Source organism: Streptomyces sp. NPDC090108 (assembly GCF_044747185.1).
Lineage (GTDB): Bacteria > Actinomycetota > Actinomycetes > Streptomycetales > Streptomycetaceae > Streptomyces.
On sequence record NZ_JBIVDQ010000001.1, the window covers coordinates 1,189,521 to 1,207,419 of the forward strand.

The 17,899-nt window shown below is 71.6% G+C and carries 17 protein-coding genes and 2 rRNA genes; 3 read left to right on the forward strand and 16 right to left on the reverse strand.

Translation table 11 applies throughout. From position 1 onward, the window contains the following. Positions 1–21: 21 nt before the first annotated feature. The 5 genes from ACIPRD_RS05290 to ACIPRD_RS05310 all read right to left on the reverse strand — a co-directional run bounded on the left by ACIPRD_RS05290 (position 22) and on the right by ACIPRD_RS05310 (position 5,720). The gene (locus tag ACIPRD_RS05290; protein WP_356401171.1) at positions 22–1,731 is read right to left on the reverse strand and encodes a bifunctional uroporphyrinogen-III C-methyltransferase/uroporphyrinogen-III synthase; all 1,710 of its coding nucleotides are present in this window, start codon (positions 1,729–1,731) and stop codon (positions 22–24) included. Further along, complete coding sequence (gene hemC, locus ACIPRD_RS05295; RefSeq protein ID WP_356401174.1) at positions 1,728–2,702, reverse strand: hydroxymethylbilane synthase; 975 nt, start codon at positions 2,700–2,702, stop codon at positions 1,728–1,730. The genes ACIPRD_RS05290 and hemC overlap by 4 nt, the downstream gene beginning before the upstream one ends. Then, on the reverse strand, positions 2,699–4,396 hold the full coding sequence (locus tag ACIPRD_RS05300; protein WP_356401176.1) for a glutamyl-tRNA reductase: 1,698 nt from the start codon (positions 4,394–4,396) through the stop codon (positions 2,699–2,701). Before ACIPRD_RS05300 ends, hemC begins: the two co-directional genes overlap by 4 nt. After that, the gene (locus tag ACIPRD_RS05305; RefSeq protein WP_356401178.1) at positions 4,393–5,190 is read right to left on the reverse strand and encodes a redox-sensing transcriptional repressor Rex; all 798 of its coding nucleotides are present in this window, start codon (positions 5,188–5,190) and stop codon (positions 4,393–4,395) included. The genes ACIPRD_RS05300 and ACIPRD_RS05305 overlap by 4 nt, the downstream gene beginning before the upstream one ends. Positions 5,191–5,438: 248 nt before the next feature. Continuing rightward, positions 5,439–5,720 carry a glutaredoxin family protein gene (locus ACIPRD_RS05310; RefSeq protein WP_356401180.1) on the reverse strand — a complete coding sequence of 94 codons (282 nt, stop codon included), beginning with the start codon at positions 5,718–5,720 and terminating at the stop codon, positions 5,439–5,441. A 94-nt stretch (positions 5,721–5,814) separates the two neighbouring features. Between ACIPRD_RS05310 and ACIPRD_RS05315 the strand changes: the two genes are divergently transcribed. From ACIPRD_RS05315 to ACIPRD_RS05325, 3 genes are all read left to right on the forward strand, one after another. Next, positions 5,815–6,735, forward strand: a complete 921-nt coding sequence (locus tag ACIPRD_RS05315; protein ID WP_356401182.1) for an HAD-IB family hydrolase — start codon at positions 5,815–5,817, stop codon at positions 6,733–6,735. A 506-nt stretch (positions 6,736–7,241) separates the two neighbouring features. After that, positions 7,242–8,030, forward strand: coding sequence for an ECF subfamily RNA polymerase sigma factor, BldN family (locus ACIPRD_RS05320; protein ID WP_356401184.1), 789 nt, complete (start codon positions 7,242–7,244; stop codon positions 8,028–8,030). 237 nt (positions 8,031–8,267) lie between these two features. Continuing rightward, entirely contained in the window at positions 8,268–9,494 is a 1,227-nt protein-coding gene (locus ACIPRD_RS05325) for a DUF5667 domain-containing protein (RefSeq protein WP_356401186.1), read from the forward strand. A gap of 104 nt (positions 9,495–9,598) precedes the next feature. On the opposite strand, the gene ACIPRD_RS05330 is transcribed toward ACIPRD_RS05325, so the two are convergent. The 11 genes from ACIPRD_RS05330 to ACIPRD_RS05380 all read right to left on the reverse strand — a co-directional run. Beyond that, entirely contained in the window at positions 9,599–10,654 is a 1,056-nt protein-coding gene (locus ACIPRD_RS05330) for a lysophospholipid acyltransferase family protein (protein ID WP_356401187.1), read from the reverse strand. 14 nt (positions 10,655–10,668) lie between these two features. Beyond that, positions 10,669–11,730: an NAD-dependent epimerase/dehydratase family protein gene (locus ACIPRD_RS05335; RefSeq protein WP_356401189.1), complete on the reverse strand. Its 1,062-nt coding sequence runs from the start codon at positions 11,728–11,730 to the stop codon at positions 10,669–10,671. A gap of 205 nt (positions 11,731–11,935) precedes the next feature. Continuing rightward, positions 11,936–12,034, reverse strand: coding sequence for a 30S ribosomal protein bS22 (locus ACIPRD_RS05340; protein ID WP_003948845.1), 99 nt, complete (start codon positions 12,032–12,034; stop codon positions 11,936–11,938). A 142-nt stretch (positions 12,035–12,176) separates the two neighbouring features. After that, a complete protein-coding gene (locus tag ACIPRD_RS05345; RefSeq protein ID WP_004984898.1) occupies positions 12,177–12,389 on the reverse strand; it encodes a helix-turn-helix domain-containing protein in 213 nt (70 codons plus the stop codon). Positions 12,390–12,518: 129 nt separating this feature from the next. Further along, on the reverse strand, positions 12,519–13,334 hold the full coding sequence (locus ACIPRD_RS05350; protein ID WP_401559957.1) for a phosphatase: 816 nt from the start codon (positions 13,332–13,334) through the stop codon (positions 12,519–12,521). A gap of 204 nt (positions 13,335–13,538) precedes the next feature. Then, positions 13,539–14,711 carry an acetoin utilization protein AcuC gene (locus ACIPRD_RS05355; protein ID WP_401559959.1) on the reverse strand — a complete coding sequence of 391 codons (1,173 nt, stop codon included), beginning with the start codon at positions 14,709–14,711 and terminating at the stop codon, positions 13,539–13,541. Next, entirely contained in the window at positions 14,662–15,873 is a 1,212-nt protein-coding gene (locus ACIPRD_RS05360; RefSeq protein WP_401559960.1) for an MFS transporter, read from the reverse strand. The genes ACIPRD_RS05355 and ACIPRD_RS05360 overlap by 50 nt, the downstream gene beginning before the upstream one ends. Before the next feature lie 83 nt (positions 15,874–15,956). Beyond that, a complete protein-coding gene (locus ACIPRD_RS05365; RefSeq protein ID WP_401559963.1) occupies positions 15,957–16,778 on the reverse strand; it encodes a VC0807 family protein in 822 nt (273 codons plus the stop codon). A gap of 93 nt (positions 16,779–16,871) precedes the next feature. Beyond that, positions 16,872–17,516, reverse strand: a complete 645-nt coding sequence (locus ACIPRD_RS05370) for an HAD family hydrolase (protein ID WP_401559966.1) — start codon at positions 17,514–17,516, stop codon at positions 16,872–16,874. Positions 17,517–17,602: 86 nt separating this feature from the next. Then, positions 17,603–17,719 (reverse strand): 5S ribosomal RNA (gene rrf, locus ACIPRD_RS05375). 86 nt (positions 17,720–17,805) lie between these two features. Then, positions 17,806–17,899 (reverse strand): 23S ribosomal RNA (locus ACIPRD_RS05380); the annotation flags it as partial.

Genomic DNA, 17,899 nt, shown 5'->3' on the forward strand with positions numbered 1-17,899 from the left:
CACCTCACGCCGGGGCGTGACTCACGTGGTCGTACGACGCCTGCGCGCCCCCGGCCGGCGTTCGCTCGGCCGGGTGACCGGGTCGCCGGCCTCCAGCGCGGCGGCCCGGCGCCGCAGGCCGAACTCGGCCAGCGCCTCGGCCAGCTTCAGGACCGACGGTTCCGGGGCCATGACGTCGACACGCAGCCCGTGCTCCTCGGCCGTCTTGGCCGTGGCGGGACCGATGCAGGCGATCACGGTCACGTTGTGCGGCTTGCCGGCGATGCCGACCAGGTTCCGCACGGTGGAGGACGACGTGAACAGGACCGCGTCGAAGCCGCCGCCCTTGATCGCCTCACGGGTGTCCGCCGGCGGCGGCGAGGCGCGCACGGTGCGGTAGGCCGTGACGTCGTCGACCTCCCAGCCCAGCTCGATCAGGCCGGCCACCAGGGTCTCGGTGGCGATGTCGGCGCGGGGCAGGAAGACACGGTCGATCGGGTCGAAGACCGGGTCGTAGGGCGGCCAGTCCTCCAGGAGACCGGCGGCCGACTGCTCACCGCTCGGCACCAGGTCCGGCTTCACACCGAAGTCGATCAGCGCCTTGGCGGTCTGCTCGCCGACCGCGGCGACCTTGATGCCGGCGAAGGCACGCGCGTCGAGGCCGTACTCCTCGAACTTCTCGCGGACCGCCTTGACCGCGTTGACCGAGGTGAACGCGATCCACTCGTAGCGGCCGGTGACCAGGCCCTTGACCGCGCGCTCCATCTGCTGGGGCGTGCGCGGCGGCTCGACGGCGATCGTCGGGACCTCGTGCGGCACCGCGCCGTAGGAGCGCAGCTGGTCGGAGAGCGACGCGGCCTGCTCCTTCGTGCGCGGCACGAGCACCCGCCAGCCGAACAGCGGCTTGGACTCGAACCACGACAGCTGGTCGCGCTGGGCGGCGGCGGATCGCTCACCGACCACGGCTATGACCGGGCGGCCGCCGTCCGGGGACGGCAGCACCTTCGCCTGCTTCAGCGTCTGCGCGATGGTGCCGAGCGTCGCCGTCCAGGTGCGCTGGCGGGTCGTCGTACCGGCGACGGTGACCGTCATCGGGGTGTCCGGCTTGCGGCCGGCCGACACCAGTTCGCCGGCGGTGGCCGCGACGGAGTCCAGCGTCGTGGAGACGACGACCGTGCCGTCCGAGGCGCCCACCTCCGTCCAGCAGCGGCTGGTGGCGGTGCGGGCGTCCACGAAGCGGACGTCCGCGCCCTGCGCGTCGCGCAGCGGCACACCGGCGTACGCGGGCACGCCGACGGCGGCCGCGACACCGGGGACGACCTCGAAGCGCACGCCCGCGGCGACGCAGGCGAGCATCTCCTCGGCGGCGTGCGAATCGAGCCCGGGATCGCCGGACACGGCACGCACGACCCGCCTGCCGGTGCGCGCGGCCTCCATGACAAGATGAGCGGCATCCCGAGCAGCAGCCGGGAGCCCAACGGTTGTTGACGTGCCGTCAACCACCGTGAGCTGAGGCGTGCCCGTGCCCGGAAGCGGATCCGAGGAAGCGACCGCGTCCGTCGGCACGACGGTGACGCCCTGCCGCGCGTGCGTCCTGATCACGTCGAGCACCTCGTGCTCGGCGACCAGAACGTCCGCGTTCGACAGCGCCTCCACGGCGCGCAGAGTCAGCAGCCCCGGATCCCCGGGTCCGGCACCCAGGAAGGTGACGTGCCCGTGTTCCAGGCCGGTGGGAAGGTTGGCGGGGCTCAATGTTCTCGCTCCCCCATCAGACCGGCCGCGCCCTGGGCGAGCATCTCGGTGGCGAGTTCGCGACCGAAAGCCATCGCCTGCTCATGCGTCTGGGGCACGGGACCGGTGGTGGACAGCTGCACCATGCGGGTGCCGTCGGTCGTACCGACGACGCCGCGCAGGCGCATTTCCTTGACAATCTGCCCGTCGGCCAGGAGGTCGGCCAGCGCGCCCACAGGGGCGCTGCAGCCGGCCTCCAGGGCGGCGAGCAGTGAACGCTCGGCGGTGACGGCGACCCGGGTGAAGGGGTCGTCGAGCACGCCGAGGGCGGCGATCAGGTCCGCACGGTCCGCGGCACACTCGATCGCCAGGGCCCCCTGGCCGGGGGCGGGCAGAACCGTGTCGACCGACAGGAAGTCGGTGACCTCGTCGATCCGGCCGATCCGGTTCAGTCCGGCGGCGGCCAGCACGACCGCGTCGAGCTCGCCGTCGTGGACGTACCCGATGCGGGTGTCGACGTTGCCACGGATCGGGACGGTCTCGATGTCCAGTCCGTGGGCACGCGCGTACGCGTTCAGCTGCGCCATGCGGCGCGGCGAACCGGTGCCGACGCGCGCCACCCCGTTCGGGGCGGACGCCGCCAGGTCCGTGATCTTCAGGGCGTCCCGCGCGACGATCACGTCCCGCGGGTCCTCGCGCACCGGTACGGCGGCCAGGACCAGCTCGTCGGGCTGCGTGGTGGGCAGGTCCTTCAGCGAATGAACCGCGAAGTCCACCTCACCCTTGAGCAGCGCGTCACGCAGCGCGGTGACGAACACGCCGGTGCCGCCGATCTGCGCCAGCGCCTCGCGGGACACGTCGCCGTACGTGGTGATCTCGACCAGCTCGACGGGCCGGCCGGTCACCCGGCTCACGGCATCGGCCACCTGACCGGACTGGGCCATGGCGAGTTTGCTTCGCCTCGTCCCCAGTCGCAGTGCCTTCTCAGTCATGCGGGTCGGTCCTTCTTGTCCGTGCTGTCCTCGGCCCGGGAGACGGCGGCGACCGTCTCGGGGTCGAGGTCGAAGAGGGTGCGCAGCGCGTCCGCGTACCCGGCGCCGCCGGGTTCGGCCGCGAGCTGCTTGACCCTTACGGTCGGCGCGTGCAGCAGCTTGTCGACGACACGGTGCACGGCCTGGCGGATCTCGCCGCGCTGGCGGTCGTCCAGGTCGGGCAGCCGGCCGTCGAGGCGGGTGATCTCCGTGGCGACGACATCGGCGGCCATGGTGCGCAGGGCGACCACGGTCGGCGTGATGTGCGCCGCCCGCTGGGCCGCGCCGAAGGCGGCGACCTCGTCGGAGACGATACGCCGGACCAAGTCCACGTCGGCGGCCATCGGCGCGTCGGCCGAGGCGTCGGCGAGGGACTCGATGTCCACCAGGCGCACCCCGGCCAGCCGGTGCACGGCCGCGTCGATGTCGCGGGGCATGGCGAGGTCGAGGAGGAACACGGCCGGTGCCGGACGCGGGATCTCGGCGACCGGTTCGGGCCTGCGGTGCTCGGGGACGCGTCCGACGGTGGCGACGGCGGCGGCGAGCGCGGTGATCAGCTCGCTCTCCGCCTCGGCGTCGGCCGCGGGGTCGCGGCGGGTCTCGCGCCGGTCGACGGTCCCGCCGGCGACCCAGGCGGCGTGCTGCTCCAGGGTGGCGGCGTCCATGCCGGCGACGGCGGACTCGCCGTGCACGGAGAAGCCGGTCGCGCCCTGGACGGCGGCCAGGTCCAGCGGGCAGTTCTCCTCGGTGCCGACGCTGGTGGGCGGCAGCGGAGCCGAGGGTTCCGCCTCGACGGGCCCGAGAAGGGCCCCGGTGCGGCCCTCGACGGCCTCCGCGACGGCGTCGGCCGTCAGGACCAGCCCGGTCGCGCCGGTGCAGGAGACGACGACGTCGGCACGTGTCAGCTCGTCCGGCACGGCGTTCATCCGTACCGCACGGGCGGTCACCGCGTTGTCGTCGGCCTCGGTGAGGATCTGGGCGAGCCGCTCGGCGCGGTCGAAGGTGCGGTTGGCCACGACGATCTCGGTGACCCCGGCGCGCGCGAGGGTGGCGGCGGCCAGCGAGGACATCGAGCCGGCGCCGATGACCAGCGCCCTGCGGCCCGCGGCCCAGTCCCGCACGTCCCCGCCGGCGGCCAGCTGCTCCAGGCCGAAGGTGACCAGGGACTGTCCGGCGCGGTCGATGCCGGTCTCGGAGTGGGCGCGCTTGCCGACCCGCAGGGCCTGCTGGAACAGGTCGTTCAGCAGACGTCCGGCGGTGTGCAGATCCTGGGCGCGGGCCAGCGCGTCCTTCATCTGGCCGAGGATCTGGCCCTCGCCGACGACCATGGAGTCCAGGCCGCAGGCCACCGAGAACAGGTGGTGGACGGCCCGGTCCTCGTAGTGCACGTACAGGTACGGCGTCAGCTCTTCCAGGCCGACCCCGCTGTGCTGCGCGAGCAGCGTGGACAGCTCGGCGACACCGGCGTGGAACTTGTCGACGTCGGCGTACAGCTCGATGCGGTTGCAGGTGGCGAGCACCGCGGCCTCGGTGGCCGGTTCGGCGGCGACCGTGTCCTGGAGCAGCTTGACCTGGGCGTCCACGCTCAGCGCGGCCCGCTCCAGCACGCTCACGGGGGCGCTGCGGTGGCTCAGCCCTACGACGAGGAGGCTCATGCCGGCATCACGGCGGGTACGTCCCCGTCGGGTCCCTGGCCGGCCGGTCCGCGGTCCTCGGCGGCCGCACGGGCGGCGCGGTCCGCACGGGGGGCGGCCGCGGGCGCCGCGCCGTCACCGGCGGCGGTCTCCTCGCCGGCCTTGCGCTGCTCGTGGAAGGCGAGGATCTGCAGCTCGATGGAGAGGTCGACCTTGCGCACGTCGACGCCGTCCGGGACGGACAGCACGGTCGGCGCGAAGTTCAGGATGGAGGTGATCCCGGCGGCCACGAGCCGGTCGCAGACCTGCTGGGCGGCGCCCGCGGGAGTGGCGATCACTCCGATGGAGACGCCGTTGTCCTTGATGATCTTCTCGAGGTCGTCGGTGTGCTGGACCGGGATACCGGCGACCGGCTTGCCGGCCATCGCCGGATCGGCGTCTATCAGGGCCGCCACGCGGAAGCCGCGGGAGGCGAAGCCGCCGTAGTTGGCCAGGGCGGCGCCGAGGTTGCCGATGCCGATGATGACGACCGGCCAGTCCTGGGTCAGACCGAGCTCGCGGGAGATCTGGTAGACGAGGTACTCGACGTCGTAGCCGACACCCCGGGTCCCGTAGGAACCCAGGTAGGAGAAGTCCTTGCGCAGCTTGGCGGAGTTGACCCCGGCGGCCGCGGCCAGCTCCTCGGAGGAGACCGTGGGCACCGAGCGCTCCGACAGTGCGTTCAGCGCCCGGAGGTACAGCGGAAGCCGGGCGACGGTGGCCTCGGGAATCCCTCGGCTGCGGGTCGCCGGTCGGTGAGTTCGGCCAGTTGCCACGATGCTCCTGCGGGTAGAGCGGGGCTGCGAGCGGCCATACGTCCCCAGACCGCCCCGTCGACAGCAGGCTATGTCTTTGTGAACGTGTGCACAAAGATGGTGTCCGATTTGCCCGGCCAACGTGACCGGGGTCACGCACGCCCGTACCGGGGCCCTACCTGCGGGCAAAGCCACTCACTCCTAGCGAAATCCCGCCCCCGAGACCAGAACCGCCGACGATCCTAAGCGACATCCGGGACGGTCTTGTACTACCCGGTCAGTTCTTTGCGAAGGCGCCCCGCGTCCACCCGCCAGAAGGTGTGCTGGCGCCCGTCGACGAGGACGACGGGGATCTGTTCCCAGTACGCGGCGTGCAGTTCGGCGTCCTCGGTGATGTCCTTCCGCTCCCAGGGCACACCGAGTTCGCCGCAGACCTCCTCGACCACCGTCTGCGCGTCGTCGCACAGATGGCAGCCGGGCTTGCGCACGAGCGTGACCAATCGCTCCTGAGGGGCGGGCCTCCGCCGGAAAATCGGGCTCATGCGGGCCATTCTCGCGCCTGCTTCACGGAGACGCCGCGCAGAGTTCACACCCTTCGAACCCTGGCGGTCCGGGACCACCGAACAGACTGGCTATGCTCACCGCATGGCCGCTCTCGGATGGCTCACTCCCCGTAGGCGCTCCGCCACGGCGCGAAGCGTGTTGGCAGGCGAGGCCTCGGCTGAGGCCGCCCGCAAGTCCTCCCAGGAGGCGCAGACCCCCGCCGACCAGGAACCGGAGTTCCCGGTCCTCGGCGACGACAGGGCCGCCGCCTTCTTCGACCTCGACAACACCGTGATGCAGGGCGCCGCGCTCTTCCACTTCGGACGCGGCCTGTACAAGCGGAAGTTCTTCGAGACCCGCGACCTCGCCAGGTTCGCCTGGCAGCAGGCCTGGTTCCGGCTGGCCGGCGTCGAGGACCCCGAGCACATGCAGGACGCCCGGGACTCCGCCCTCTCCATCGTCAAGGGCCACCGCGTGGCCGAACTGGAGACGATCGGCGAGGAGATCTACGACGAGTACATGGCCGACCGCATCTGGCCGGGCACCCGCGCCCTCGCCCAGGCCCACCTGGACGCCGGGCAGAAGGTGTGGCTGGTCACGGCCGCCCCGGTCGAGATCGCCCAGGTCATCGCCCGCCGCCTCGGCCTGACCGGCGCGCTCGGCACGGTGGCCGAGTCCGTGGACGGCGTCTACACCGGCAAGCTGGTCGGCGAGCCCCTGCACGGCCCCGCCAAGGCGGAGGCGGTGCGCGCGCTGGCCGCGGCGGAGGAGCTCGACCTCGCCCGCTGCGCCGCCTACAGCGACAGCCACAACGACATCCCGATGCTGTCCCTCGTCGGCCACCCCTACGCCATCAACCCCGACGCCAAGCTCCGCAGGCACGCCCGCGACAAGGACTGGCGTCTGCGCGACTACCGCACGGGCCGCAAGGCGGCCAAGGTCGGCATCCCGGCCGCGGCCGGCGTCGGCGCGGTCGCCGGCGGCACCGCGGCGGCCATCGCCCTCCACCGACGCCGCCGCTGAGGCCGCACGCCCACTGAAGGGGCGCGGCAGGCTCCGAAGCGCGCCCGGACGCGGTGTGCGGCACCGCCGGGCGTGGTGTGCGGCACCGCGGTGTGCGGCACCGTCACGTCGAGCGACGCCCGGCCGTGCGCCGATGTGATCGCACGGATCACGCGAGAGCAGCGCGCCCGATTCCGCGCGCCCTTCCCGGTGTACGGCCGCGCCGGCCGCACAACTCCCTCGTCACGGGCCCGCACAGGGTGCCCGGATTATCCCGCCCCCGCTTCGCCATGCCCCGGGGTTCGCAGAAACCGGCGCCTTTCCGATCAACAATCGATCACATCAGGCATCTTGATGAGCCGCCAATCAGCAACAAAACCGACGCAATCGATGATTTGAGCAACTGGGTGTAGCAGGGCCTGCACGAAGCGTTATTCTCCTCAGACGCAAACCGGTACCTCTCCACCGCTACGAAGGGTGAACGGTCCCGAACTGCACGTGATGGAAGCTCTGCCTCTGGGAGTCCCGTGTACCCACACGTCGGGGTTGACGCCTCGGGCCTGGCTACGCTGCGCGCAACAATCGCAACGGTCAAAGACACGCTGCGCGGCCTCGTCCCCACCGCCGCGTCCGCCGTCCCCGCCTTCGCCACAGTCGCCGTCGCGCCCGTAGGCCCGTGCTACGCACTGGCCGAAGGCGGTGCCGCGGTCGGCAGACGCGGCCGTTCCACCGGCGCGCCCGCCGCCCGGCGCCCTGCCGCGGACAGCGACAGTGCCCGGATGATGGACCTGGTCGAGCGCGCCCAGGCCGGGGAGGCCGAGGCCTTCGGGCGGCTGTACGACCAGTACAGCGACACGGTGTACCGGTACATCTACTACCGGGTCGGCGGCAAGGCCACCGCCGAGGACCTGACGAGCGAGACGTTCCTGCGGGCTCTGCGCAGGATCGGCACCTTCACCTGGCAGGGCCGTGACTTCGGCGCCTGGCTCGTGACGATCGCCCGCAACCTGGTCGCCGACCACTTCAAGTCCAGCCGGTTCCGCCTGGAGGTCACCACCGGCGAGATGCTCGACGCCAACGAGGTCGAGCGCTCACCGGAGGACTCCGTCCTGGAGTCCCTCTCCAACGCCGCCCTGCTCGACGCCGTCCGCCGGCTCAACCCGCAGCAGCAGGAGTGCGTGACGCTCCGGTTCCTGCAGGGCCTCTCGGTCGCCGAGACCGCGCGCGTGATGGGCAAGAACGAGGGCGCGATCAAGACCCTCCAGTACCGGGCCGTGCGCACCCTCGCCCGGCTCCTGCCGGACGACGCGCGCTGATCCGGCCGGCCACCGAGAGCCCCGGCAACTCACTTTCCGTGCTGCCGCGTTGTCTTTCCGATCGGATCATCCGCCGTCCGTAACCCAAGTGCCGAGCCACTCGTTGTGCGGGATACAGGCTCCCTGTGGTCACACCCCGGCCGACCCTGATCGCTCGATCGAGTGGATCGGTCGCGGGCGTGCAACCCTCAGGACCCCCTGGGGAGTCGACCGTCATGACGAGAGGAGGTGCCGCCAGTGATCGCGAACGTATCGGCCCACCGGCGGGCGAACGCCTTCGCCCAGGCCCTGGAGGAGCAGTCCGACCGGGACACGGCGGCCGAGCGGTCCGCAGCACCGGCGGACCCACCGCCGACCATCGAGGACCAGGCCGGGCAGGGCGAGCTGTTGGCCCTCGCGGCGGGTCTGGGCGAACTGCCCAGGCCGAAGCTCGACCCCGAGGTCAAGGTCGTCCAGCGCGCCCAGCTGGTGGCCGCGATGGAGGCCATGCTCCAAGAGGGCTCCGGGGCGGAAGCGTCGGTACCCGGACAACGGGCCAGAGGCAGGGGGGCCCACCGGGCCGGTCCCCTGGGCAAACTGCGGCCGCGGTCCCGGCTGGCGAAGGGGCTCACCGCGGGCGGGCTCAGCGTCGGCGTGGCCGCCGGAGCCTTCGGCGGGGTCGCCTCCGCCAGCTCCGACGCGCTGCCCGGCGACTCGCTGTACGGCCTCAAACGCGGCATCGAGGACATCAGGCTCAACTACCTGAGCGACGGTGACGACGAGCGCGGCCAGACCTACCTCGACCAGGCCTCCACCCGGCTGAGCGAGGCACGTCGGCTGATGGAACGCGGTCGCGGCACCCAGCTCGACCACGAGTCCCTGGGCGAGATCCGCCGCACCCTGTCCGGCATGCAGCACGACGTGACCGAGGGCCACCGGCTGCTGCACGCCGCCTACGAGGCCGATCCGCAGTCCCTGGGCCCGATCCAGGCGCTCTCCGCCTTCTCGCGGTCCCACCGCGAGGCCTGGAGCGCGCTGAGCGACAAGCTGCCCGTACAGCTGGGTGACGTCAAGGACCAGGTGTCGTCGGTCTTCGACGCCATAGACCAGGAGGTCGCCCCGCTGCAGTCGCTGCTCCCGCAGCCGCCCGCCGAGACGGGCGGCGACGGACGGCAGAGCTCCGGCACGGCGCCCACCGGTTCCGCCGGCACCCACCGGTCGACACCGTCCGGCACCGGCAGCACCCCGTCCGCCGGTGGCAAGCACGCGAGCCCCGGCACCCCCAGCGGCTCGGCCACCGGTGACACCGGCGAAGGCCTGCTCGGGGGCAGCACGGGCGGTCTGCTGGACCCGCCGAAGACCGGCTCCGAGAGCGGCTCCCCGGCCACCTCGAAGTCGCCGACGAGCAAGCCGGACGTCACCCTGCCGCCGCTCCTGCCGGGCCTCCTGCCCGGCCTGGGCATCGAGGGCGAGGACGCGCACTAGCCTCGGGCACGACAGCGGGGGCGCCCCTTTCCGAGCAGGGGCGCCCCCTTCGTCGTACCCGGGCATCGCCCGGCAGCCCGCCGCGGCGTCCGGCGGAACACCGCCTAGAAGAACACCGAACGCCGCTGCACCAGCAGCTTGTACAGCGTGTGCTGGATCTGCTCCCGCACCTGGTCCGTCAGGTTGAACATCAGCATCGGGTCCTCCGCCGCCTCCGGCGGATAGCCGTCCGTCGGGATCGGCGCACCGAACTGGATCGTCCACTTGGTGGGCAGCGGGATCGCGCCCAGCGGGCCCAGCCAGGGGAAGGTCGGCGTCATCGGGAAGTACGGGATGCCCAGCAGCCGCGCCAGCGTCTTGGCGTTGCCGATCATCGGGTAGATCTCCTCGGCCCCGACGATCGAGCACGGCACGATCGGCACACCCTGCCGGAGCGCGGTGGAGACGAACCCGCCGCGGCCGAACCGCTGGAGCTTGTACCGCTCACTGAAGGGCTTGCCGATGCCCTTGAAGCCCTCCGGCATCACCCCGACCAGCTCGCCCTGCCCCAGCAGCCGTTCGGCGTCCTCGGTGCAGGCGAGGGTGTGACCCAGCTTGCGGGCGAGCTCGTTGACCACGGGCAGGACGAAGACGAGGTCGGCGGCGAGCAGCCGCAGGTGCCGGCCGGCCGGATGGTGATCGTGCACGGCGACCTGCATCATCAGGCCGTCCAGCGGCAGGGTCCCGGAGTGGTTGGCGACGATCAGCGCGCCGCCCTTGGCCGGGATGTTCTCGATGCCCTTCACCTCGACCCGGAAGTACTTCTCGTACACCGGCCGCAGCAGCGACATCAGGACCTGGTCGGTCAGCTCCTCGTCGTAACCGAAGTCGTCGACGTCGTAGTCACCGGTCAGCCGGCGGCGCAGGAAGGCCAGGCCGCTCGCGACGCGCCGCTCCAGGCCGCCGTCGTCGCGCGGCTCGGCATCCTGCTGTCCGTCCCGGGCCACAGGCTCATCATCCTGCGGAACGGCCCTGCCGGGCAGCGGCTGGACCTCGCCGGTCTGCGTGGTCTCTCCCGCCGCGCCGCGCCTGCCGCCGGCGCCCCGGCGCCGCGAGGGCCGTGGCACGGCACTCCCCCGGGACCGGTCGTCGTCGAACGGAATGACCTTGGCATCCGCCATCGTTGCTGCGCTCCTCAGTTGGCGCTGGGCTTCGGGGACCGGCCGCCGCCCTGCGCGGCCAGTGCTGCGATCCGGTCGACGGCCCCCGCGAGGGCCTCCGGCGGCAGCAGCCCGGGGCCCTGGCCGCGTGCGAAGTCCGCGAACGTCTCCGCCGTCGTGTATCCGGGTTCGAACCCGAGCGTCTCGCGCATCTGGTCGGTGGCGACCACCCGGCCGTGGGTGAGCAGCCGGATCTGTTCCGGCGAGAAGTCCGTCATGCCGAGCGTGCGCACCAGCGACCCGGCCCAGTTGACCGCGGGCAGCAGCAGCGGCACGGTGGGCCGCCCGAGCCGCCGCGAGCACTGCGACAGCAGCAGCACTCCGTCCCCGGCGATGTTGAAGGTCCCGCTGTTGAGGGTGCCGCGGCGCGGCTCGTGCGAGGCGATCCGCAGCACCTCGACGACATCGTCCTCGTGCACGAACTGCAGGCGCGGGTCGTAGCCGAACACGGTCGGCAGGACGGGCAGCGCGAAGAACTCGGCGAGCGGGGTGTCGGCGGCCGGGCCGAGGATGTTGGCGAACCGCAGGACGCAGACGGCGACGTCGGGCCGCCTGCGCGCGAACCCGCGCACGTACCCCTCGACCTCCACGGCGTCCTTGGCGAACCCGCCGCTGGGCAGCGACTTGGCCGGGGTCGTCTCGGTGAACACGGCGGGGTCCCGCGGCGCGGACCCGTAGACGTTCGTGCTCGACTTCACCACCAGCCGCCGCACGGCCGGCGACTTCTGGCAGGCACCGAGCAGCTGCATGGTGCCGATGACGTTGGTCTCCTTGACCGTGGCCCGGCTGCCGCCGCCGAGCGCGGTACCGGTCACGTCGAGATGGACGACCGTGTCCACGCCCGTCTCCGCCAGCACCCGGGCGATCGTCGACTGCCGGATGTCGGCCTGGATGAACTCGGCACCGCCCAGATGGTGCGCCGGAGGCACCGCGTCCACGGCGATCACCCGGTCCACCTCGGGGTCCCGCTGGATCCGCCGCACGAACCGGCCGCCCAGCTGCCGGGCCACTCCGGTGACGAGCACGACCTTCCCCAAGATCAGCGCCTTCCTTCCCGATCCCGTGCGAAACCTGTTGGTGCCCGCGTTCCCCGTTGGCGCCAACTTAGCGGGTGGATGTTGCGCTGTGATGGCCACCCGATGCACGAGGTGACGGTTTTTCCCCGGAACGGTCCCCGGACATGCCTGTGGCCCCCCACCGCCGAAGGGTGGGAGGCCACAGGGAACGCTCTCGCGGCGCCGCTTACTTCTTGTTGCGGCGCTGAACGCGCGTGCGCTTGAGCAGCTTGCGGTGCTTCTTCTTGGCCATCCGCTTACGCCGCTTCTTGATAACAGAGCCCACGACTACCCTCGCTCACTTCTCATGACTCGGTTGTTGGGCGCCATGGGCCCATACGACCTACGAGGGGCTAGCCTACCCGCCCGAGCGCCGAGGTCGTAATCGGAGGGTATTCCGGGCTCTCCCGGCGGCCCTGCGGGCCGTCTCAGGCCGTCTCCACCCCCACATAGCTCTCGCGAAGGTACTCGTGAACCGCTTGCTCGGGGACGCGGAAGGACCGCCCCACCCGGATCGCGGGCAGATGACCGCTGTGCACCAGCCGGTACACGGTCATCTTCGACACTCGCATCACCGAGGCGACCTCCGCCACGGTAAGGAACTGAACCTCGTTCAGAGGCCTCTCGCCAGCTGCAGCCATGACACACCTGAACCTTCCGCACTCGACGGCCACCGGCTTCCCCTTCCGGTGACTCTTCGTCGTTGCGTGCTCACTCCCCAATGTAGGGGCGGGTGATGCGAGTGGGGAAGAGGTGCACCCATCGCAGGCCTACTGTGACAGACATGCTCGTTTGAGTACGTAGCGGGTGAGCGGGCGGTAGCAGCGCGACCGCGCCCCGTCATCAAGTGGAACGACGACGGACACCGCACCCTCGGCCTCGCCGACGAACGGCGCGGGATCGTCGGTGTCCGCCAGACCGATCGCCTCGAACCCCAGCTGACCTGCGCCGCAGACCCATCCGTGGTCGCCGATCACCAGTCCTGGCAGGGGGCCGCCGGCCGCGGCCGCCGCGGCCAGGGCGAGCCGAACCGGGAGCGGTGAATGGCTGTGCGCACCCGGTTCACGACCGGGCCGCCCGGCCCCGGCTTCCCGCACCAGGGCAACACCTCGTACGTAGTCCAGGCGGAACGTGCGTAGACCGAACCGGGTCAATATGTCGACACAGTGACCCTGCGCCGGGGTGAGGACCTCACATCCCGCCGCCGACAGGGCGTCCGCCAACCCGGCGTAGAACCCCAGCAGCCGCTGTGGGTGCCCGGTGCCGAACAGCACGGGCACGCCCTGCGCGGCCGCCTCCCGGACACGCTCCGCGAAGGCGTCCAGCGCCGCCAGCGTACGCTCCGGGTCGATCACATCCCGACCGGAAGTGTGCCCAGGATCGGCCGAAACACCACACCGCTCGGCCATCAGAACGAGCAGATCCCGCACACCCCATGTCCCTCGGGGGTCGATCCCGATCAGCACCCGGGGATCCCCGGCCGCGAACAGCCGGTATCTGCGGAGGCTGTCCTCACGACAGGTGCCGACCGCACCGGCGAGCCCGGCGGTCAGCAGGTGCGTACGCAGAGCGCCGGTGTCCCACACGACGCGATGGTGACGCACCGGAAGGGAGAACGGCCCGGGGTCAGGGAAAAGACCGCACGGTTGGCCTAACAGCGGCCTCGCCCAAGCCTGTTCACAGCCAAAGGTACTCCGCCGGCCCGCCCCCGGCCCCGGCTCGGCGTGCGGGAGATCCCGCCAAGTGCCGCGCCGGACAAGCCCGTACGGCAGCCGGCGCCGCCCGCCGGCTCACACCAGCAGACCCCGCAGCGGGAACACCGCCCGCCGCGTGGCCAGTACGGCCTGGTCGAGGCGGTCGGCGGGGTCGTACCCCTCCTCCCACGCGGACCACGCCACCGGCCACCGGCCGTCCGTCATCCGCAGCGGCCCCAACTGCCGCGTCCGGGCGAACACTTCCTGACGCCATCCCTCGGGGATCACCGTCTCCGGATCCACCGGCCGCCCCGCCGCGATCCCCACCAGGTGCGTCCACGACCGCGGCACCACGTCCACCACCGCGTAGCCCCCGCCCCCGAGCGCGACCCATTTCCCCTCGGCATGCTCGTGCGCCAGCTCGTGACAGGCCGTCTGCACGGCCCGTTGGGCGTCCAGCGACACGGCCAGATGGGCCAGCGGATCCTCGAAGTGGGTGTCGGCGCCGTGCTGCGAGACCACCACCTGCGGCCGGAACTCCGCGAGCAGTTCGGGCACCACCGCGTGGAACGCCCGCACCCATCCCGCGTCCCCGGTGCCGGCGGGCAGCGCCACGTTCACCGCCGTGCCCTCCGCCGCCCCGGCCCCCGTCTCCTGCGGCCACCCGGTCTGCGGGAACAGCGTGCGGGGATGCTCGTGCAGCGAGATCGTCAGCACCCGCGGATCCTCCCAGAACGCCGCCTGCACCCCGTCCCCGTGGTGCACGTCGACATCCACGTAGGCGACCCGCTCGGCCCCCAGCTCCAGCAGCCGGGCGATCGCCAGCGCCGCGTCGTTGTACACGCAGAAGCCCGCCGCGCCCCCGGGCATCGCGTGATGCAGTCCGCCGGCGAAGTTCACCGCGTGCGCGGCGTCCCCCCGCCACACGGCCTCCGCGGCCGCCACCGACTGCCCGGCGATCAGCGCGGACGCCTCGTGCATCCCGGCGAACGCGGGATCGTCGACCGTGCCGAGCCCGTACGACCCGTCCGCCGAACGCGGTTCCGCCGACGCGGCCTTCACCGCGTCGATGTAGTCCTCCCGGTGGACCAGCCGCAGCGTCGACTCCCCCGCGGGACGCGCCGCGACGACCTCCAGCTCCCGGTCGAGCCCCAGCGCCCCGACCAGCCTCCGGGTCAGCTCCAGCCGGACCGGATCCATCGGATGGCCCGCCCCGAAGTCATAGTCCGTTACTGCCTCGTCCCACATCAGCTGTGCGCGGCCGCTCATGCCCGCCACCGTATCGGTCCGGTTGAGCCGCGAACGACCTGGCGTAGACCAGCGTGACCAGCACCAGGACCATCGGCACGAGCATGGCCCCCCGGTAGCTCCACGCGTCCCCGAGCGCCCCCACCAACGGCGAACCGACGAGGAAGCCGACATAGTTGAAGATGTTGAGCCGGGCCACCGCCGCGTCCGAGGCACCGGGGAACAGCCGCCCCGCCGCGGCGAACGTCTGCGGCACCAGCACGCACAGCCCGAGCCCCAGCAGGGTGAACCCGAGCATCCCCACCCAGGGCCCCGGCGCCGCGGCCACCACCGCGAACCCGCCCGCCGCCACCAGCGTCCCCAGCCGGACGACCGTCACGGCCCCGAGCCGCCGCACCCCGAGGTCCCCCAGGGCACGGCCCGCCAGCGTCGTCACCATGTACACGTTGTACGGCACCGTCGCCAGCTGCTCCGAGCCGCCCAGCACGTCCTTCAGGTACTTCGCGCTCCAGTTGGAGACGGTCGAGTCCCCGATGTAGGCGAACGTCATCACCAGGCACAGCGGCAGCAGCAGCCGGAACACCAGGCCCTGCCCCTCGCCCGTCCCCTCCTCGGCGGGCGCCGCCTCCCCGTCGACGTAACCCCGGCTCCCCACCAGGATCGCCGGCAGCAGCACCAGCACCACCGGCAGATACGACAGCCACAGCGCGAGATGCCCGTGCGCCCCCACCCACGCCAGCGAGGCCCCGAGGATCCCGCCCAGGCTGTAGGCGGCGTGGAAACTGAGCATGATGCTGCGCCCGTACGACCGCTGCAGGCTCACCCCGAGCATGTTCATCGAGGCGTCCAGCATCCCCACGGACAGCCCGAACACCGCCAGCGCTACGGCGAGTTCGGCCACCTCGGCGCCCGCGCCGACGCCGAGCAGCGCCAGCAGCACCACCGGCTGGGACCAGCGCAGCAGCACGCTGGGCCGTACCCGCTTCACGAGCTGCTCGGTGGTCACACTGCCGACGCCGGCGAGGACGGGCACCGCGGCGAGGAAGAGGGGCAGCAGCGCGTCCGAGACCCCGTAGCGGTCCTGGATGGCCGGGATGCGCGTCACGAGCAGGCCGAAGGCGGCGCCCTGCGCGAAGAAACCGAACGCCAGCGAGGCCCTACCGCGCCGCAGCACATCAGTCATGGCGGCGAGCGTAGGGCCCCGGGCTACCCGTGGGTAGATCCGGCCGAAGATGAATTTCGCTCAGCTTCGGCCGCGATACGGAGTCAGGCGACGGCGGGAACCTCGGCCGGCGTCCTGGCCGCGACCGGGGCGACCGGGGCGGTGGACGCGGCTGCGGTGGCGGGGGTGGCGGTGGTCCCGGCGGCCGCGAGTTCCCCGGCCTCCGTCTCCTGGGCGAGCATCCGCTCCATCGGTCCGGCGGCGAAGGCACCGCTGACCATGAAGGTCACCACCATCACGGCGGCCATCATGACCCCGCCGAGCCAGACCATGGTGTCGACGGGAATCGTGTACGCGCCCACGACCCGGGCGACGCACTCGGTGAGCAGGGCCACGCCCCACACCACGGAGAACGTGCGCTCCTTGCGCAGGAAGTCGGCCGAACCCGCCGCCCTGCCCGAGACCAGCCGCTGCCAGGCGGCCTCCTTGGCGGCGTCGCCCTTCACCAGGAAGGGCTTCATGCCGGCGGTCATCATGGGGCGGCCGAGCAGCACGGAGACGAGGATGCCGATGCCGACCGTGCTGCTGACCGCGCCGTCCTTGGCGAGCATCAGCCGCGGGTCGCCGGCCACGGCGCTCAGCAGCAGGGAGACGACGTTGACCACCAGGATGAGCCCGGCCAGCCCGTTCGTGCGGCGCTCCTTCACCAGGCTCCAGACCGTCCGCACCGCCGGGATCACACTGCTCCAGGCGAGCGCCGCGAAGGTGGTCGTCCCGCAGGCGTCCTTGAGGAGGTAGTACGCGCCGAGCGGCAGCGCGATGTCCACGAGCAGCGGCTTGAGGTGGGCGATCGGGCTCGGGCTCCCGCCGTCGAGCTCCTGGCCCTGGGTGCGCGCCTGCGTCTGGTTCCCCGCGTTCTTCGTCATGCCCTCAGCTTGGCCGCCGAGGGGGGTCCGCCAGTAGGAACGAACGTCCGGAGGTCCGCATGACAGATGTCAGCCGCTCGGCGATGGCTCGCGTCATATCAGCAGGTCAGCCAACTCGCCCATGCTGGAGAAGAGTTGGGTGGCGCCGGTGAGCCGCTCGGCGGGTGTCATCGCGGTGAAGCCGTACACGTCCATCTCCGCCGCCACGGCCGCCCGTGCCCCGAGCGGGGAGTCCTCGACGACGAGACAGCGCTCGGGGGCGACTCCCATCCGCTGGGCCGCGTAGAGGAAGAGATCGGGTGCCGGCTTGCCACGCCCGACATCCTGGGCGCTGAAGATCCGGCTCTCCTCGAACCAGCGGTCGAGCCCGGCCACCCGGTGGCCCACCCTGATCCGTTCATGGCTCCCGGAGGACGCGACGCAGTACGGCACCCCGTCCGCGGTGAGCTTCTCCAGCACTCCGGCGACGCCGGCCACGGGCCGCAGCTCACGCTCGAAGGCGGCGAACACACGCGCGTGGAAGACGTCGTCGAAGTCGTCCGGCAGCCGCTGTCCGGTCCGCTCCAGCACCAGGTCGTGGATCCGGTGCATCGCCGAACCCATGTAGTCCCGGATGGAGTCCTCGTAGGACGTCGGGTGCCCCAGCTCGGTCAGATAGGCCGCCAGCAGCCGGTTGGAGATGGGCTCGCTGTCGACGAGAACACCGTCGTTGTCGAAGATGATCAGATCATGGCGCATGCCCCGACCCTAATCGACCGGGTCTCGAATGGTCCGTAACGCAGAAAACCCCCGCATCAACGATGCGGGGGTTTTCCCTAAAATTTGTTCGGCGGCGTCCTACTCTCCCACAGGGTCCCCCCTGCAGTACCATCGGCGCTGTGAGGCTTAGCTTCCGGGTTCGGAATGTAACCGGGCGTTTCCCTCACGCTATGACCACCGAAACACTATGAAACTGTGAACTGCCGCACCGCCTTTTACAGCGGGGCTGTTCGTGGTTTCAGAACCAACACAGTGAACGCGAGCAACTGAGGACAAGCCCTCGGCCTATTAGTACCAGTCAACTCCACCCGTTACCGGGCTTCCATATCTGGCCTATCAACCCAGTCGTCTACTGGGAGCCT

Coding starts and splice junctions, on each gene's coding strand:
- ACIPRD_RS05330 (WP_356401187.1), bottom strand. CDS start 10,654: ATGGCGGATGCCAAGGTCATTCCGTTCGACGACGACCGGTCCCGGGGG.
- ACIPRD_RS05300 (WP_356401176.1), bottom strand. CDS start 4,396: ATGAGCCTCCTCGTCGTAGGGCTGAGCCACCGCAGCGCCCCCGTGAGC.
- ACIPRD_RS05365 (WP_401559963.1), bottom strand. CDS start 16,778: ATGACGAAGAACGCGGGGAACCAGACGCAGGCGCGCACCCAGGGCCAG.
- ACIPRD_RS05370 (WP_401559966.1), bottom strand. CDS start 17,516: ATGCGCCATGATCTGATCATCTTCGACAACGACGGTGTTCTCGTCGAC.
- hemC (WP_356401174.1), bottom strand. CDS start 2,702: ATGACTGAGAAGGCACTGCGACTGGGGACGAGGCGAAGCAAACTCGCC.
- ACIPRD_RS05355 (WP_401559959.1), bottom strand. CDS start 14,711: ATGAGCGGCCGCGCACAGCTGATGTGGGACGAGGCAGTAACGGACTAT.
- ACIPRD_RS05345 (WP_004984898.1), bottom strand. CDS start 12,389: ATGGCTGCAGCTGGCGAGAGGCCTCTGAACGAGGTTCAGTTCCTTACC.
- ACIPRD_RS05315 (WP_356401182.1), top strand. CDS start 5,815: ATGGCCGCTCTCGGATGGCTCACTCCCCGTAGGCGCTCCGCCACGGCG.
- ACIPRD_RS05360 (WP_401559960.1), bottom strand. CDS start 15,873: ATGACTGATGTGCTGCGGCGCGGTAGGGCCTCGCTGGCGTTCGGTTTC.
- ACIPRD_RS05310 (WP_356401180.1), bottom strand. CDS start 5,720: ATGGCCCGCATGAGCCCGATTTTCCGGCGGAGGCCCGCCCCTCAGGAG.